The sequence below is a fragment of the Aureimonas sp. D3 genome (assembly GCF_001463805.1).
Classification (GTDB): domain Bacteria; phylum Pseudomonadota; class Alphaproteobacteria; order Rhizobiales; family Rhizobiaceae; genus Aureimonas; species Aureimonas ureilytica_A.
In genome coordinates this window covers 61929-78510 of record NZ_BBWM01000063.1, presented here as the reverse complement: position 1 = coordinate 78510, position 16582 = coordinate 61929, and the positions used below count along the sequence as shown (strand labels likewise).

At 63.2% G+C, this 16582-nt stretch carries 14 protein-coding genes; 1 reads left to right on the top strand and 13 read right to left on the bottom strand.

All coding sequences use genetic code 11. The features are described 5' to 3' along the window. Nucleotides 1-120 precede the first annotated feature (120 nt). From queC to AUL36_RS19470, 8 genes are all read right to left on the bottom strand, one after another. On the bottom strand, nt 121-837 hold the full coding sequence (queC, locus tag AUL36_RS19505; RefSeq protein ID WP_062223436.1) for a 7-cyano-7-deazaguanine synthase QueC: 717 nt from the start codon (nt 835-837) through the stop codon (nt 121-123). A 1-nt stretch (nt 838) separates the two neighbouring features. Then, nucleotides 839-1195, bottom strand: coding sequence for a 6-carboxytetrahydropterin synthase QueD (gene queD / locus AUL36_RS19500; protein WP_062223434.1), 357 nt, complete (start codon nt 1193-1195; stop codon nt 839-841). Then, nucleotides 1192-1824: a 7-carboxy-7-deazaguanine synthase gene (gene queE, locus AUL36_RS19495; RefSeq protein ID WP_062223432.1), complete on the bottom strand. Its 633-nt coding sequence runs from the start codon at nt 1822-1824 to the stop codon at nt 1192-1194. The genes queD and queE overlap by 4 nt, the downstream gene beginning before the upstream one ends. 3 nt (nt 1825-1827) lie before the next feature. After that, complete coding sequence (gene dbpB, locus AUL36_RS19490; protein ID WP_062223430.1) at nt 1828-2922, bottom strand: DGQHR domain-containing protein DpdB; 1095 nt, start codon at nt 2920-2922, stop codon at nt 1828-1830. Further along, nucleotides 2919-4208 (bottom strand): tRNA-guanine transglycosylase DpdA, encoded by a 1290-nt coding sequence (gene dpdA, locus AUL36_RS19485; RefSeq protein ID WP_062223429.1) that lies wholly within the window; start codon nt 4206-4208, stop codon nt 2919-2921. The genes dbpB (AUL36_RS19490) and dpdA overlap by 4 nt, the downstream gene beginning before the upstream one ends. Then, the gene (gene dbpB / locus AUL36_RS19480; protein ID WP_062223427.1) at nt 4208-5350 is read right to left on the bottom strand and encodes a DGQHR domain-containing protein DpdB; all 1143 of its coding nucleotides are present in this window, start codon (nt 5348-5350) and stop codon (nt 4208-4210) included. The genes dpdA and dbpB (AUL36_RS19480) overlap by 1 nt, the downstream gene beginning before the upstream one ends. Continuing rightward, the gene (locus AUL36_RS19475) at nt 5337-6275 is read right to left on the bottom strand and encodes a hypothetical protein (protein WP_156418490.1); all 939 of its coding nucleotides are present in this window, start codon (nt 6273-6275) and stop codon (nt 5337-5339) included. Before AUL36_RS19475 ends, dbpB (AUL36_RS19480) begins: the two co-directional genes overlap by 14 nt. A gap of 718 nt (nt 6276-6993) precedes the next feature. Beyond that, complete coding sequence (locus tag AUL36_RS19470) at nt 6994-7569, bottom strand: ABC transporter ATP-binding protein (RefSeq protein ID WP_062223423.1); 576 nt, start codon at nt 7567-7569, stop codon at nt 6994-6996. A gap of 104 nt (nt 7570-7673) precedes the next feature. Between AUL36_RS19470 and AUL36_RS19465 the strand changes: the two genes are divergently transcribed. Next, nucleotides 7674-8525 (top strand): hypothetical protein, encoded by an 852-nt coding sequence (locus AUL36_RS19465; RefSeq protein ID WP_156418489.1) that lies wholly within the window; start codon nt 7674-7676, stop codon nt 8523-8525. Nucleotides 8526-8714: 189 nt separating this feature from the next. Here the strand turns inward: AUL36_RS19465 and AUL36_RS19460 are convergent. From AUL36_RS19460 to AUL36_RS19435, 5 genes are all read right to left on the bottom strand, one after another. Beyond that, nucleotides 8715-9484, bottom strand: a protein-coding gene (locus tag AUL36_RS19460; protein WP_156418488.1) for an IS5 family transposase whose coding sequence is annotated in 2 segments (ribosomal slippage) — nt 8715-9169 and nt 9169-9484 — 771 coding nt in all. Because the reading frame shifts where the segments join, the coding sequence is not laid out codon by codon here. Nucleotides 9485-10273: 789 nt separating this feature from the next. Next, a complete protein-coding gene (locus AUL36_RS19450; RefSeq protein ID WP_062223414.1) occupies nt 10274-12301 on the bottom strand; it encodes a methyl-accepting chemotaxis protein in 2028 nt (675 codons plus the stop codon). A gap of 492 nt (nt 12302-12793) precedes the next feature. Continuing rightward, on the bottom strand, nt 12794-14068 hold the full coding sequence (locus AUL36_RS19445; protein WP_082655945.1) for a glycoside hydrolase family 5 protein: 1275 nt from the start codon (nt 14066-14068) through the stop codon (nt 12794-12796). 17 nt (nt 14069-14085) lie between these two features. Beyond that, nucleotides 14086-15243: a DUF1972 domain-containing protein gene (locus AUL36_RS19440; protein WP_062223412.1), complete on the bottom strand. Its 1158-nt coding sequence runs from the start codon at nt 15241-15243 to the stop codon at nt 14086-14088. 145 nt (nt 15244-15388) lie between these two features. Next, nucleotides 15389-16582 (bottom strand): FAD-dependent oxidoreductase, encoded by a 1194-nt coding sequence (locus tag AUL36_RS19435; protein WP_082655944.1) that lies wholly within the window; start codon nt 16580-16582, stop codon nt 15389-15391.

Sequence of the window (16582 nt, the reverse complement as noted above, 5' to 3'; positions counted from 1 at the left end):
CACAGACAGTCCCGATGTTGTCAATCAGCCAATTGGCTAGGGGAACACACGCGGCAAACCCGGCGAAGAGAAACGACCCTTCGAGGCGACGCTGACGATTAAGTTTTCGCACGAGAGCTCTCACCTAGGAAGTTGAATGGTCCGGAAACGCTCCCAGCCCTGCGCGCGCAACTCGCAGGCGGGGCAGGTGCCGCAGCCATAGCCCCATTCGTGCCGGTGCGTGCGGTCGCCCTGGTAGCAGGTGTGCGTTTCCTCGCAAACGAGGTCGAGCAGCTTGTCCCCGCCGAGCCGCTCGGCCAGCGCGAAGGTCTCGGCCTTGTCGATCCACATCAGCGGCGTGTGGACCACGAAGCGCTCCTCCATGCCGAGATTGAGCGCGAGCTGCATCGCCTTCATCGTGTCGTCGCGGCAGTCCGGATAGCCGGAATAGTCCGTTTCGCAGACGCCCGTGACGAGGTGCTTGGCGCCGCGCCGGTAGGCGATCGTCGCCGCGAAGGTGAGGAAGAGGAGGTTGCGGCCCGGCACGAACGTGTTCGGCAGGCCGTTCGCCTGCATGGCGATCTCGGTCTCCTGCGTCAGCGAAGTCTGCGAAATCTGGCCGAGGAGCCCCATGTCGAGGAGGTGGTCCTCTCCGATCCGTGCGCCCCAATGGGGGAAGTCGCGTTTCAGACGCTGGGTGATGCGCGGGCGCACGTCGAGTTCCACCCGATGGCGCTGCCCGTAATCGAAGCCGATCGTCTCGACGCATTCGAAGCGGTCGAGCGCCCAGGCGAGGCAGGTGGTGGAATCCTGGCCGCCCGAAAACAGGACAAGCGCGGTCTCGCGTCTGCCCGCCATCTCAGCGGCCTTCGTATTCGGCAAACGAATGCGGGGTCTCGAAGACGCGCACGCGCGACAGGAGCGGCAGCGAAGGCTTGGCGCGATCATAGATCCAGACGGCGATGTGCTCGGCGGTCGGGTTCTCCAGGCCCTCGACCTCGTTCAGCGTGTGGTGGTCGAGCCGCTCCATCAGCGGCGCAAAGGCATGCTCGACGTCGAAGAAGTCGACCACGAAGCCGGTGTGGGGATCGACCGGGCCTTCGAGTTCCAGATCGACGCGATAGGAATGGCCATGCATGCGGAAGCACTTGTGCGTCTGCGGCACGTTGGGCAAGCGGTGCGCCGCCTCGAAGAAAAAGCTCTGCGTGATCTTCATCGGATTCCGAGCATCTTGTGGGTCTGGAGGGTGAGGCGCCAGCGCGGGTTCGCCATGCAGTAGGCGACGGCGCGGGCCGTGTTCTCGGCCTGGTCCGGCCCGTCCATCGGCTGGAGGAGGAGGTGGCGGAAGGGAAGGGCGGCGAAGCGCTCCGGTTCGGCGCCGGCCTGCGGGAAGACGAGCTTCAATTCGTCGCCGCCCGTCACGAGGAGGTCGGCGCCGGCTTTGGGCGAAACGCACAGCCAGTCGATCCCCGGCGGCGGGGCGACAGTGCCGTTGGTCTCCACCGCGATCTCGAAGCCTTGCGCGTGGAGGGCGCCGATCAGCGCCTCGTCCACCTGGAGAAGCGGCTCGCCGCCCGTCAGCACGACGAGGCGCTCGCCGTCGACCGCGCCCCAGCAGGCCGCAATCGCCTCGGCGAGCTCGTTGGCCGAGCGGAAGCGGCCGCCGCCCGTCCCGTCCATACCTACGAAGTCGGTGTCGCAGAACCGGCAGACGGCGTTCTCGCGGTCCTCTTCGCGGCCGCTCCAAAGATTGCAGCCCGAAAAGCGGCAGAAGACGCTCGCACGGCCGGCATTCCGACCCTCGCCCTGCAGCGTGTAGAAGATTTCCTTAACAGCGTAAGACATTTCTCACGCAGCCTCTGCCTGCGGGAGTGCCCGCTTTAATTCACCCACAAGGTAGAGCGAAAGCTGCCGGATGTCGGACGGCACGTTCTGTAGCCCATTCCAACGGCGCCGCTCTTCGCCGAACACCCACTCGCCGGAACTCCATGCGGTTTTCGGCTGCAGCAGCCGGAGGCCGCGTGCGAATGACTCCCGATCCTCTGCACCCGTCATCACATGCAGGGCTTCCATGACGTAGCCCATAGCAATGATACCTGCGCCATGAACGAGACGGGAGTTCTTTGGAGTCTTTCCTTCCCAGTCCTCCTCGAACACGTACTTAACGGCGTGGAAGAACTCGCTGACGAGCCGAGCGCCTTGATCAAGAAGCAAGCGGTTGTCGTCTGCGTATAGCCGAAGAGCCCCGTCCGTCAGCGAGTTCATAATCACCCGCTGGAGCACCGTGTCTCGGATCATACCCTTCGGATTTGTCTGCTGGCGGATGAGGCCACGAAGTGACGAGTCCGGCCGGTAATTGAGAGCTTCTGTAAGGAGCGCCGCCTGGCTGCGGCTGGACATCCGCTGCGGCAGATCGCTCACCTGCGGCAGCAACTCGTAAACTAGCGCCTTCGGAAGCGGCCGTGTATTATTGATGAGAATGAACTGCTTTTGGAGTTCCTCCAGGCTGTCGCAGATGAAGCCGGAGACTAGGACCTCGAACTCGCGACCGCGGAGTTCGCTTAGAGCAGTGAAGCGCTGCTGTCCATCGACGATCCAGCCCGGCGGCCCGCAGGCAATGTCGATTGTTAGACGCTTAAACCGCTCCGATGTTTCGTCGGGCAACAGCAACGGTTCAAGCGTTGCAGCGCCTGTGAACGCTACCACAATAGGGTTGGGAAGGATCGCCGTCGGCTTCTCCAGATAGTCGCGGATCTCCCGGATGTGCCCGGCAATCTGTGGCCGCTGGAAGCCCTGCAGTGTACCACCGCCGTCGCGTCCCGCGCGCTCAATGCGCGCAAAACGCGCGACTTCTGCCGCTCGCGCAGCGAAGGTGAAGACCGGCAGCCCTTCGCTTTGACGTGGGACGAGTACGTCATAGTGCAGGAAACGAGGGACGCTCATGCTGCCTCCGCCCGAAAATCACGAAGATGGCGATGAAAAACGTGCAGGTTATGCATTCCGCGCCGCTTGTTACGATTTGAGTTTCGAAAGATCAAAGATTCTACCCCGCCCTCACGACAGACGCGGCAATTGCACGCCTCCCAAGGACGGTCCGAGAGCGTACGAGCATACGACTTGCGCTGGCGTTCCAGACTTTCCGCACGCCTTGTCGGTGACGACTCGTCGTTCCAGTTCAGCTGTTCCCAGTAGGCCATCACGGCATCAAGAGCGTCATCAACAATAATTTCGTGACTCGCGAAGCGGCGCACACCATCGAGCGCAGCATCTTCCAAGCGGCGTATCTCTTCCTGATGGAGCCGCCCTTCCAACGCTTTATGTTTAAGGCGGTTGTTCTCAATCGCCTGCGGGATACGGATGGCCGTGTAGTAAGACAGTTCGCCTTCGGGGCTACGCATCCAGTAATTTTTGCGTGCGTCCTTAAATGCACGCACAAGCGGGGACGTAGTGTCGAAACTCGCCACACCATATCGCCCTAGATCTTGGAGGTTCTCGATTTTGCCGAAGCCGAGCACGTGCAAGCGGACGTGTGCCGGCAGAGCGTCGCGGATCGCAGCCAACGCGCGTCGCAACTGCTCGATCTTAAGCGGCACCGTGCCGCCCACCGCGAGGTAGTCATAGCCCATTCGCGCGAGATCCGATGCAGCGCTCGCCATGCTCGTCGCCGACCATCCCTGGATGACGCCCAGTGGCGTAAATTTGCGACCGAGGGGCGTCGAAGCCCTCAAGAATTCAGCAGCGTTCTGCAACGTGATGTCGAACCGACGTTGCGTGCTCTCAGGCACCTCGCTTCTCTGGCGCTCCCGACTGTGTTCGTCAAAGTCGAATATCAGGTGGTCAGGCGAGCAACCGTGCGTGAATCCTCCATCCTCGTAGAATTCAGCGGTGTCGTCTGCACGATATGGCGGCTCCGGCATATTGCGGTACGTAAATGCACCGCAATCTCCCATCATCATACTCCCTGGGTACTTCTCTTCTGAGTACCTTAAAAATTTTCGCGCACCTTCTCGACGAAACCGCATGAGTTGCGCTTGTGTGTACTTCCCCGTCATCAGAGCATCGCCGACAATGCCGCGCGACACCAAGATGCCGTCGTAGGGAGCATTTTCGAGGAACTCGTGGGGGAACTGGTCGTCACGGTGTACCGCGCGCCGCGCGCCATTCCTGTCCGTAATAAAATCATAAGCCGGATCGACAAAATCCAAGCTGTCGGCGAACACAAATTTCATTACGCTACCTGTGCAAACGCGTAGACGTGATCGAGCCGAGCAAGTTGATCGGAGAGGAGCCGGATATCGCGACCGACGTTTTGAATGTCGTTCCAGTCACGCTCGAGATCTAGCCAACGCCCGCTCGTCCAGTTGCAGTGTGGCGCTATGCGGGCGAGCGCAGCCATCGAATGCCGACGGAGATCAGCATTCCCCGACGCGCGCGACATGACCCGGTCCATTAGCACGCCCATAGCTTCGATCCCGGCCGAATGCATGAGCCTGCTTTCCGTCGGGGGGCGGCCCCATGCGTCGGGGAAGGTGTCCCTAACTGCACTCCAGAATGCCACCAGCACACGATACATGGCGCCGCCGTCAGCGATGCGTGCCGGGGTGGCCTTGTAGGGCGCAAGCGCCCCTAGAGGACTGCTGATACTGTTCCGAACGACCTTGATAAGCGCGGTGTCCGTGACCACGGCAGCTGGATTGTCCTCCGACGGGCGGCGAATGAGCCCTCGGAAAGGTGAGTCGGCGGCCTTGTTGAGGCGATTGACGAGTTCACTCGGGATCCGCCGGGGAGCGAGATCGCGGGGCAGATCGCCATCCACCTCCGGCAGCAACTCGTTGATAAGGCGTGGCGGTAGCGGCCGCGCCTTATTGACGAGTATGAACTGCTCGCGGTGCGTCGAAAGTTCCTCCGATACGAACGCAACAACCGGAACAGGGAAGCTCTTATTCTGAGCTTGCGCCAAAGCGATTGAGCGCTGCTGTCCGTCCACGATCCAGGCTTCCTTCGAGCCATTGCTAGGGAGGGGAATACGCAGCGTTCCGGACTCCGAGGCTCGAACGTCGCCCTCTGGCTTGGAACCCCGGCTGCACGTGAAGATAGCGCGCGGCGAAATCGCCAAGATGATCGCATTCGGGAACAGCACCGGCCCTTGATCGAGAAACTCGACGATGGATCGAACGTGGCTTTGGATCTCCTTGCGCTGGAACCCGTGCAGCGTACCTTCGCCGTCGCGGTGAACGCGGCTGATATCGGCGATCCGCAGGAGGTCGGCACCAGGAACAAAAAAGGCGTATACGTCGACGCCTTCTGCCTGCTGGGTACGCAGAGCCCTCACGGCGAGTGTCGGTTCCTCACTTGGCTTACGACGCGTCATGCGTCCCCCACTGAATCGCTCGCTTATAGAGGCGGGTAAACCGCGCCTGCTCACAAGCTACACCTTCTCGGTCGCGGATCACGCGGAGGAGACGTCCGACAGCCTGGATCTCCGGAAGATGGCGCTGGATAAGAATGACAATCTCCTCGTCCGTCAGTCGGGGACGGACCGGTCGCGCTGGCGCAACTCGCCCGTTAAGCGCCTTCTCGACCCATGCGCGGTGTTCATTAACGTCGCCCCCCGGGCAAGTGGACAGACCATTCTCCACAAAGTGCAAAAGGGCGCGTTGGGGGAAGTCCGTCTTCGTTCCAGGCAGAATGCTCTCCAACCGCCCGTCGTAGGGGAGCACCTGACGAGAAACTCGCGCTGAGAATATTTCGGCCAAGCCAATGCCGACGATCCGAAGGCGAGCCACTTCGGCGCATGTAAGCGCTTCTAAGCTTGCAGAAAGGAGGCGAGCGTAAGGCTGGGTAAGGGCAACTAAGACTGCACCATCGGCACGCTGAAAGATTGCGGCGAGGTCAGTGGAGAATTTGCTGCCGCTGACGGAGCGCCACCATTCCTCAACGTCGAACCGCCCGGCGATTTTAGGTGCAATACTTTCCGGCCCATGCCCACTCACTGTGAGACCGTAAGCCGGAATCTTGCGATCCGCGGCCACCAACCCTAGGCCAGCGGATACGATGAAGAGCTTCCCTCCCGTCACTGCAGCCGCCCGCCGCCCAAGTTGAATCCCGCGGCCGGCGTAGAGCGCACCAGCGACACAAGCCAGCGGCAACTCGGCCAAGCGGATTCGCCAAGCAGTTTCGACTTCCACCTGAATGTCACGCGGCAATGCAACTGCCGTAGCTTTCGCATCTGGCCTCACAGATTTTCGGTTCGAGCAGGGAATCAGCACAGCCGCAGCGCATGGCGCATCGTCCATGCAATCCGCTCTGCGATTCATTCCATTTCTATGCGAAAACTGCACCCCAATGTACTCGCTCTGAATATCGCTATAGGCCGGCGCGCCCTCGCTCCGCCCGTTGGAGGACGCCATACCACAGAGGTTTGCCGCGCAGCTACCGGAAAATGCTATCCCGCGTCACGTTTCCACTGCATCTCAAGTTGGTGGCTCTCCGACGGCTCGGCGGGTACAGTTTTCTTATATTCTGTTTCTGATCACTCGCAGAAACTGCGCCCTTGCTTATTCTTACGGAGAGCCGACTCCGACAGCTCTCCGTAAGAATCAACAGATACGGAAGCGGGTCTTTCCGAAGCAAACGCTTTGGTCGTCGAGCTGTTTCAGTTGATGCGATGGCCGTCACCCGCTTCAAAGAGGTGAACCTGCTCTCCTCGCCCTGCCACCGAAATCCGCTCGCCGACACGGATCGTGCTGGTTCAGCGAACTCCACGGTGATCATTCGGTCTCGGCCACTGTCGAGATGACCGAAAGTCCGGCTGCCCAGTCGCTCGACGACCGACAGTTCACCCGTGAACCATGCGACTTCGGGCGAACAGACTTGCAGGTCTCCGACCAAATTCCGAGCGTGACGCGCTCTGACGTTAGAGCGGAATCGACGAGTGGCACATCGACCTCTCCGGTGGGCAGAGGGCCCGAAGGCGGTCGTCGCCACCGGCGATGACATCGTAATCAAGCGTGTTCATGGTCGGACTGCCGATGAACTTCGCCACGACGAGATTGTGGAGCCGGTGGCAGAGATCGAGCGGGGCTCCGCCTTTTCCATGTTGCCGCCGTTCATCACCACGATCCGGTACGCCAGCGTCATGGCCTCGATCTGATCGTGCGTGACGTAGACTGTCGTCGCCTTAATGCAACATTGGAGTTTGGCGATCTCCAGCCGCACCTCGATGCGCAACGATGCGTCGAGATTGGACAGAGGCTCGTCGAAGAGGAAGGTACCGAGATCATGAACAATGGCGTGGCCCATGGCAACGCGCTGACGCTGGCCGCCGGAAAGTTGCGCGGGGAGCCGATCCAGAAACGGGTCTAGCTTCAGGATGGTGGAGGCAGCCTCGACCTGCTCAGTGATGGCAGACGGCTCGGCATTCCGCATCCTTAGGCTGAAGGCCGTGTTGTCCTCGACGCTCATATGCGGATAGAGCGCGTAATCCTTAAACACTATCCCGATCTTGGGCTCGGCGGGCGGCAAGCGCCTCACAGAACGTCCACCGATGATGAGGTTGCCGGCGGTGATCTCCTCCAGTCCGGCGATCATCCTCAGAAGGGTGGACCGTTATCAGCGACGTACAGTTGCGCCAGACTGGCTGATATGGCGCGTCCTGCCGGTGAGCCAGTCAGGCCGTCATTTTGGGGGTGCAGTTGCCGACAGTGAATCAATTCTTCCAGCCGCCGCTCTACTGGCAACAGTTCGAGGATCTCGCGAACGGCTTACTGGGCGAAGTGTACGGCATTCCGGACGCGCAGCCGTTCGGCAGGCCGGGCCAAGCGCAGAACGGTGTGGACGTGTTCGGCCGCTCGAAGCGCTATGGCTTGATCGGCGTCCAATGCAAGTGGCTCGCCGATTTAGACGAGCACGGCAGCCCATACCCGGGCGGGCCCGTTAGCCGGAAGCTGCTACGGGACGAAGCCGCCAAGTCGCTGCACTTTAAGTCCAAGCTATCTATCTGGATCTTCGCCACGACGGCGCGCCGCGATACCGCGGTGCAGAACTGGGTGAACGAACTAAACAAAGAATGGGAAGACGGCGGACGGAACCGCCGCGTGATGGTGTGGTCTTGGGACGACATCATTGGCTACCTCAACGCCTTTCCCGAACTCCAGCGCTGGTATTACGAAGAGGTCATTAAGGTCCGTAGGGCGAAGGATCTCGACGAGGTGATCCTCACGACGATCGCAATGGCCTTCGGGCGACCTACCTTCGAGGTGCCGCTCTACTGCGAGAGCCCCGACGAATTTCTCCAGGCGCTCTCTGATACGCAGCGGGCGGTTCGGACGGGCGAGTTGCTTGACCGCGAAAGCCGGCATCCGATCCGCAAGTCGATCGGCGGCTGGCGCGACATAGACGACCCCATGTCCGCTATGGCGTCCGGCTGGTCGACAACGCCCTCCGGCACCTGCGAACGCAAATCGAGCAGGGACTCAAGGATCAGCGAATACGGCGCGTGCAGGGCTTCCTGGACTTCACAGACCTGGGTTTTGCAGCCGAGCTAGAACAAGCGCGTGATGAATGCATCCAATTGTTAGATAACGTGCTGATCCACGCAGGATTCCCGGGGGTTGAGGTAAGGCAATCAGCGAATGTCCGCTCCTGGCGAAAGATGCCGTTCGAACTATCGCTGTGAGAAGGCAGGTATGTCCCAATGCCAGTCGTTTCTACCGCCGTTCGGGGCTTAGGGCCTGTTAGCGCCTGATCCAATCGAGGGCTGCGGCGAGACAGAGGACGCCGAGGAAACTGGCGGCGGTCTTCTCGTAACGGGTGGCAACGGCGCGCCACTCCTTCAACCGAGCCCACAGGCGTTCGACCCGATTGCGGTTGTTGTAGATCCAATCTGGGCAGGCGACGGGCGCTTCGTGGCGAAGCGGCGGGATGGCAGGACGAGCGCCGATGTCCCAGATGTGCTGACGGAACGCATGACTGGTGTAGCCCCGGTCGGCCACGACCCACTTCGGCACGCCCGGCAGATCGGCCAAAAGCGGAACGGCATGCGGCAGTTCGTGGGCCTGTCCTGGTGCGAGGCGAAAGGCGATGACGCGCCCGGCGCCGTCGGCCATCACGCAGGCCTTAGTACCGTAGCCGCCACGAGATCGGCCAAGCGCTTCACGGCCATCTCGCTCTTTTGCAGATCCCCCTTTCGGCTGGCACCCGCCGCCTTCTGATGAGCGCGGATGTTGGTCCCGTCCAGGAACACCATGCCAAGCTGCACGCCGCGCCCTTGGACCAGCGCCAGCAGCCTCTCCCAGACGCCCAGACGCGCCCAGCGGATAAAGGTCTGCGCGGCCATCCACCACGGGCCGAACTCGGCCGGCAGAGCACGCCACTTCGCTCCGTTCTGGTGACGCCAAAGGATCGCTTCCACCGTCCGGCGAAGGTGCGGGCTCGGAACCTTCGCATGCGGGCGGCACGCTTCGATCAGCGGCTCCAGATCAGACCATTGCTCGTCGCTCAGCATCTGCGCGCTTCTCCTCATCGGAAAAGCCAGCGACATAGAGTCGGCTTCAAGCGCTAACAGGCCCTAGTTCACGAAGGGCAGGCTTTAGGACCGCGCTGGATCGATCTGAACGCGTACTATGGGCGAATAGCAGCCGCAGCCCTTCTAGCGGCGCATCAACTTCTCGTCGCTACGGTTTTTCGGTAAGCGATATCAATGACATACGTGTTCGCAGTTTTGTTCTGACCGGCGCGCCATTTCAAAAACAGCTCCAAACCAAGCCGTCGACCGCCTTGAGACATAGGTACAGCTCGATGTTGGTTCGCCGACGAGAGCCCTCGCCGCCTTCCTTCAAGCGGATGACATTGGCTTTGCTTTGCGCAAGTCCCACTCATCGGATGGAGCTTAAGCTCGTCGACCCCGACGGGATACGTCCACCACTTTGCTCCAGCGCCCCCCAAGCCTGTTGTCACGGCACAAGGGCCCTACCTCCGGTCTGCCAGCTTGCGACGCTTGGTGGCGCGCGCTGTGGCCGCGATAGGCAAGGCCCGGCCGATCGGGACGAGATGGCGCCTGTTCTCCAACCCCTCCTCCCTCTCGGTCGGGGCCGAAGCACCATGGCCCCCATCGCAGCCGGCTCTTCCCTCCTCAACCCATCGCGCGAGCATCGTCCTCGCAACGGAGCCGTGAAAGTCTCAGCCCAAGCGATCGGTATCCGGCACGCCTGACGGACAATCCGCTCATGAAAGAGCCCGCCCCGCGCGGGTGTGGCGCGGGGCGGGCCAATGACCGGATGGATCCTCTGTCCGATCAGGAGCTGAGGCGCTCGAAACCGACCGTGCCTTCTTCCGGGCCGAGATCGATGGCCACACCGCCGCGCGCGGCACTTGCGAGGCTGGGGCGGGCTGCGGGCGTCTCGCGCTCGGGAGCCGGCTTCACGGCGCGCGCCGGCGCGACGGGGCGAGCAGGAGGGGTCGGACGGCTCTTGGCGAACTGATCGACCTTTACTTGCAACGCCCGAACGGTGGGTGCGGGGGCGGCCGCAAAGGCCTGCGGACGGGGGGCCGACGCGGGTGCCGCCTGTTCGCCCAGTTGGAAGAAGCTGACGCGATCGGTCAACCGCGCGGCCTCGGCCGACAATTGCTCGGCCGTGGCGGACATTTCGGTGGCGGCCGCCGCGTTCTGCTGCGTGGTCTGGTCGAGCTGATGAACGGCCGCAGCGCTTTGTTGGGCGATCTCATCGAGCTGACGCACCGCCTCAGCATTCTGCTGGGACACCTCGTCAAGTTCCTGCACGGACTGGCTGGTCTGCTGCGTGACCTGGTCGAGTTGCTGGATCGCTTGGTTGATCTGCTCGGCACCGGCATTCTGCTCGCGGCAGGCGGCCGAAATCTCGCTCACCAGCTCGGCTGTGCGCTCGATGTCGGGGACGAGCTGCTGCAACATGCGGCCTGCTTCCTCCGAGATGGTGAGGGTCGAGGCGGCGAGCTCGCTGATCTCGGAGGCCGCGCCTTGGCTGCGCTCGGCGAGCTTGCGCACCTCGGAGGCGACCACCGCGAAGCCCTTGCCATGGGTGCCGGCACGCGCCGCTTCGATCGCCGCATTGAGGGCCAGTAGGTCGGTCTGGCGCGCGATCTCCTGAACGATGCGGATCTTGCCGGCGATGGTGCGCATCGCTTCGAGGGAACTGATCACAGCCTCGCCGCTGCGCTTGGTGTTCTGCGAGGCCTGGGCGGCGATCTTTTCCGTGGTGGTGGCGTTTTCGGCGGTCTGGCGAATATTGGCCGACATTTCCTCCATGGCGGCGGAAGCCTGCTCGGTGGCCGCCGCCTGCGCGACCGCACCCCGGCTGAGACGTTCGGTGGCCGTGGCCTGTTCGTTGAGGCCGCGCGAGAGCTGCTGCGCGGAGGTCGCCTGTTCCGCCGTTCCCTGACCGAGTTGCTCGGTGGAGGCGGATTGTTCGTTGGCCGCCTGGCTCAGTTGCTCGGACGTGGTGGCCGAGAGCTGAGCGCCGGCCGCGACCTGCTGGGCCGAGGTGATCACATCGTGAATCGTGGCTCGCAGCGTGTCGCGCATCGCGTTCATCGCACGCAGGAGATCGGCCACCTCGTCGCGTCCGCGCACCTCGGCCGATTGTGTGAGATCGCCTTGGCTGATCGCCTCGGCCAGAGCCACGGCGCGCTGCAACGGCGCGCTGGTGGCCCGTACCAGCACGATGCCGGCCGCGACCAGCGCCAGGATCATGCCGAGTAGACCGCCGCCGATCGCCCATTCGATCATGCGCTCAGCCGCCGCCGCGCGCGCCTGACGCTCCGCCATGAGGGTCTGTTCGGTGGCGATCATCTGGCCCGTGACGGCGCGCAACTCGTCCATGTCCCGCTTGCCGGCGGCGGTGATCTCGAGGTCCCAGGCCTGCTGACGCGTTTCGGGGCGTGCCATGAAGGCGATCGCGGGTTCGGCGACTTCACGTGTCCAGCGATCGGCCAGGCGGCTTACCTGCGCCAGACGCGACTGCTGCAACGGATTGTCGGCCGTCAGCTCGGTGGCTTTGTTCATGGCCTCCGAGAAGATGCGCCCGCCCTCATTGTAGGGCTCCAGATTGGCCTGCGCGCCGGTGATCAGGAACCCGCGCATCGCGGTTTCGCGATCCACCATGCCTTCCACGAGATGGCTGACCTCCGTGATGACATCATGCGTATGATCGTTCCAATACATTGTCTCGGACAAGGTGTTCTTGCCGACATAGATGAAACCAACCGCCGCGATGGTGGTCGCCGCGACAACACTGAAGAGAAGAGCGATCTTCGCCTTCATGCGAAGGTCGGACATATTGAGCATTCGGCGACCCCTTTTGGTCGAAGCATGAAATCGAAATGGCAGATCGGGTCGGCCAAGCGCCGCCGTGGCGGCGCAAAGCGGGTCCGCAGGATCGTGCCGCCGCCGTCGCGCCGTCACGGGATGGGTGAGCGCCGGACCCGCCGCGTTGAGAACGCGAATACGGTCGCCCAAAGGACATGAATCAAACTCGGCCCATCTCTCCTGAGCTCGGAATGGAAAGACCGATTTAGTAATGTCGCAATAAGAATAACTGCAAGAACAACGTGATGCTAGAAGCACGGACGATTCGAGTCAGCCAGTCTTTCTGCAACAGCGACGGAATGTCGCCGCATGCCCGGGACGATGCACGATCAAGACGAACAGGCCTTTAACTTCTCAGGAGGTCGCAACGATTTCAGTCACGACTGCGGATTGGCCTTAATGCTTTACTTCAGATCGAACTGCTTGCGCGGGGTGAAGTTGAAAAAGACCTTTGGCGTGTGTCGGAAGCGGTCACCGAGGCAGGGTGAGGCCGAGCGCCTCGATGATGGCCGGGTCGAGCTGGCGTGTCGTGTCGTCCATCACGCCCATGCCGTCGAACAGGTTCCAGAAGGCCCAGGGGAAGCCCCGCGCTTCGGCGCTTTCGCGCACGTCCCGGATATAGCGCGCGCGGTCCGGCGCACCGGATGCGGTGTAGCGGGCGTCGGTGCGCAGGGCGCCGAACTCGCCCATCAGCACGCGGCCAGCGGGAATACGATGCCGGCGCGCCCAGTCGGCGGCCTGATCGATATAATGATCGATGAAGGATCGGCCCGGATCGGCGTCGAAATACTGCTGGAGCAGCCGAACCGTTTCCTTGTAGGCAGCGTCCGCTTCCGCTTTCGGCCGCGTGCGATCCTCGGCCATGCGCGTGCGTACCGCCTGCAGCGTCCTGTCCAGCGTGCCTTCGCGCGCGGGCCATGGCACGGCGTTGAGCGCGCGATAGACCGGCTCGCGCATCCAGGGCGCGCCCTGATGGCTGAACAGATAGGGCTCGTAAAAATGGAAGGTAAAGAGAACCGGCCCCTGCCCCAGAAGCGGCGCGGGGTCCAGCGCCTCCAGCCCTCGGATCATGCTGCCGCAAGCGCCCGTCGCAATGAGCGTAAGGTCCGGCGCCGCCCGCCGGGCGGTTTCGAACAGGCGCTGCTGCATGACCGGCCACGAGATGGCGTCGCAGGCTTGGGGTGGTTCGTTGATCGGTTCGAGGGCGACACGCGCTTGATCGAACCCGGCCAGCAGCTTCGCCACCTCGCCCGCGAAGGTGACATAGGCGGCAAAACCCGGCGCATCGGGCCCCGACACCAGCCGCTCCTGGTTCCAGTAATGCGTGGCCCCGTTCACCTGAAGATTGACGACGAGCTTCAGACCGCAATCGAGCGTCAGCGCCACGGCATCCGAGAGCGTGCCCAGAAGCGCGCGGCGACGATCCGGCGCGGCAGCCAGAAAGGGGCCTGGGTCGACCGGCAGCCGGATGAAATCCAGCCCCGCCTGCCGCAGACGCTGAAGATCGCCCCGCGTTGGCACCGGCCGTTGGGTCTGGAAGGGCGGCTCGCCGTAATCGGTGTGGGGCGCTGGATATTCGCGCGTCAGCGAGAACCAGGGAAAGGCGTTGACGCCGCGCGCAAGCGTGATGGGCATCGCCTCCAACCCGCCAGCATTCTCCGCGCGCGCCAAGCCGCCCGCCAGCAGGATGCTGGATGCAGCCAGCCCGCCCCCCAGAAAGCACCGCCGCGTCAGCCCCGTGTTCATCGCTCGGCGTCCTTTGGTTACGTCATCGCGCCCACGGTCTGAGGGCCGGCGGGATGGCCGGTATAGGCGATGAATTCCTGCTCATAGGCGGACAGGATATCGTCCAGACGAAACGCGGCCGCGGCCCGCGCGCGGGCGGCGGCCTGGGCGCGCTCCACCAGAGCGTCGTCCGACAGCACGCGTTCGATGGCGGCTTCGCAGCTATCGAGATCGGTGAAATAGGTGCCGGCCGCGCCCGCCGTCCAGCGGTTGAACGCATTGTCATGGCAGAGACAGGCATTGCCGGCGGCCAGCGATTCCACGAGAGACGGGTTGGTGCCGCCGACCGTGTGCCCGTGAACATAGGCCCGCGCGTGATAGCGCAGCGCCGCGACGGCCGCCCCGTCATAGATGGCGCCGGGAAAGACGACCTCCGGGCCCGCAGCATCCAGCAGGCGATCATGGTAGGGCTGGCCGCGCTGCAAGGTGCCGAGCACCACGAGCGTGGCGCCGCGCGGCTGGCGAGAGAAGGCCTCGACGATCGTGTGGATGTTGTTGTCGGGCTCGATACGCGCGATCGACACGAGATAACGCCCGGGCTCCAGGCCGAGATCGCGCACCGGCCCCTCCGGCTGCGGCGGTACCTCGTTCGCGCCATAGGCGATGGTGGCGATATGCCGGCGCGGGCGCCGCGTCGCGAGATGGTCGGCGATCGCGGGATGATCGGCGATCAGGCGATGCGAAGACCACGCCGCGATCCATTCATTGACCCAGAACCAAGCCTTGATGGCCGGCCCCCATTTGGCCCGACGCCATTCCATGCCGTCCATATTGGTGAGCACCGTCTTGCCCTTGAGGCGGAGCCAGGGAAGGAAGAGGCCGCTATTATAGCCGAGCACGAGGCAGAGCCCCGGCTCAGCGCCAGCATGTTGGACGGACTTCCAGTCGAATTCGAGCGTGGATTTCGGTCCCGACGAGGCGATCTGGATATGCACCAGTTCGACGCCGCGCCATGTGCTGAAGCCGAGCGGCCGCGTCACCTCGGCGACATCGTGCTGGCAATAGACGACCACACGCCAGCCCTTCGCCACCAGAAACAGCGACAATTGCTCGGCGAAGGTCTCGAAGCCGCCATGGGCCGCAGGTACGCCGCGTGTCCCCAGAATGCGCAGGATGGGCTTCGTCTCGTCCGGCATGGGTCCGCTTTCTGGAGGCAGGAATGGGCTGGGCTCGCCAGAGCCCCGGCGAGGATCGGAAGGAAGCGGGCCAAGCCCGACATGTCGTCGCGTCATGTCTGCGCGTGCGGCCGGCGCACCGCAAGCCCCGGCCTGTTGGGCGTCCTCATCGCGCGGGCGCATGGCGCAGGGCCAGCAGCGAGCGGCGAACCAGGCGGTTGCGCGTGCGCCTGATCTTCCAGACCAGCCCCTCCCCGACGCTGACGCGGCGCGCATACCAGCTGACGCGCATCCCGACCCGATCGGTCTTGATCTTCACCGGATCGCGGTAATAGGTCGAGATCTTGTCCAGCCCCATGCCGGGCGTCGCCAGCCAGCCCGGGATATGGACATTGCAGAGGCGCTCCACATCCGTCATCACGCGGCTGATGCCGACGCCTGGCACGGGGCAGGTGGTGCAGAAGGCGTCGCCCACCAGAACCAGCCCCGGCTGTTCGTAATCCTCGCTGACGCTGAGATCGACGGGGCGCACGGAGACCGGGCCGGCAACGTCGAAACCACCGCAGACCGGCGCGATTTCCGGCATCAGCTCGCGCAGCACCGCCTGCGGCTCGGCGCGGAACCGCTTTACGAACGGGTCGGTCATCTCGCGATAGGTGAAGAAGTTCGCCCGCATCGTGTCGCCGATCGGGAAGAAGGTCAGATAGGCGTAACGATCCTCGAAGCGCTTGCTGTAATAGTTCAGCGTGCCGAAGCCGTAATCACGCGCCGACCCGGCCAGATCGAAGCCGAAGGCCAGCGAATGGGCGCGAGAGATGACGGTTCGCTTGACGCCCGCCATGCGCCGGATGGCCTCGCCGAGCCCGGTCGAGACGACGACCAGTCTCGCATCGACCCTCGTGCCATCGGCCAGAATGAGCTGCCTGACATCGTCGTCCAACCGCTGGATCTCGGTGACCTTGCCGGTGATGCGCAGCAGGTCGTCCGGTACGGCATGGCGCAGCGCGTTGACGAGCGTGGCGTAGGAAAAGCCGTATTCGGGAATGTCCTTGCGCGCGTAGAGCCGGCCCAGCCGATAGGTGTGATTGTCGAGCATCGGCGTCAGCGCGGCTTTGGCGATCTGGTCGAGACCCAGCTTCTCGAACAGCGCCAGATGCACGAGGCCCATCTTCTCGGCCCGGAATTCCTCGCCATGCTCGGCATGGGCATCGATAAGCGCCACCTTGTAGCCCAAGGCGTGGAGGCGCAGCGCGCAGGCCGTGCCGGCCAAACCGGCACCGACGATGGCGATATCCACCGACACGCCTGCCCCGTCCGGGCCTGAACGATCAAGGGAAGAAGGCGTGGGCTGAGACGACAT

Bases quoted from the DNA above. Each gene is read 5' to 3' on its own strand.
- AUL36_RS19435 (WP_082655944.1), bottom strand. From the start codon at position 16,582: ATGTCGTCTCAGCCCACGCCTTCTTCCCTTGATCGTTCAGGCCCGGAC.
- dpdA (WP_062223429.1), bottom strand. From the start codon at position 4,208: ATGAAATTTGTGTTCGCCGACAGCTTGGATTTTGTCGATCCGGCTTAT.
- AUL36_RS19445 (WP_082655945.1), bottom strand. From the start codon at position 14,068: ATGAACACGGGGCTGACGCGGCGGTGCTTTCTGGGGGGCGGGCTGGCT.
- AUL36_RS19440 (WP_062223412.1), bottom strand. From the start codon at position 15,243: ATGCCGGACGAGACGAAGCCCATCCTGCGCATTCTGGGGACACGCGGC.
- queE (WP_062223432.1), bottom strand. From the start codon at position 1,824: ATGTCTTACGCTGTTAAGGAAATCTTCTACACGCTGCAGGGCGAGGGT.
- AUL36_RS19475 (WP_156418490.1), bottom strand. From the start codon at position 6,275: ATGGACGATGCGCCATGCGCTGCGGCTGTGCTGATTCCCTGCTCGAAC.
- AUL36_RS19450 (WP_062223414.1), bottom strand. From the start codon at position 12,301: ATGCTCAATATGTCCGACCTTCGCATGAAGGCGAAGATCGCTCTTCTC.
- queD (WP_062223434.1), bottom strand. From the start codon at position 1,195: ATGAAGATCACGCAGAGCTTTTTCTTCGAGGCGGCGCACCGCTTGCCC.
- dbpB (WP_062223427.1), bottom strand. From the start codon at position 5,350: ATGACGCGTCGTAAGCCAAGTGAGGAACCGACACTCGCCGTGAGGGCT.
- AUL36_RS19470 (WP_062223423.1), bottom strand. From the start codon at position 7,569: ATGATCGCCGGACTGGAGGAGATCACCGCCGGCAACCTCATCATCGGT.
- dbpB (WP_062223430.1), bottom strand. From the start codon at position 2,922: ATGAGCGTCCCTCGTTTCCTGCACTATGACGTACTCGTCCCACGTCAA.
- queC (WP_062223436.1), bottom strand. From the start codon at position 837: ATGGCGGGCAGACGCGAGACCGCGCTTGTCCTGTTTTCGGGCGGCCAG.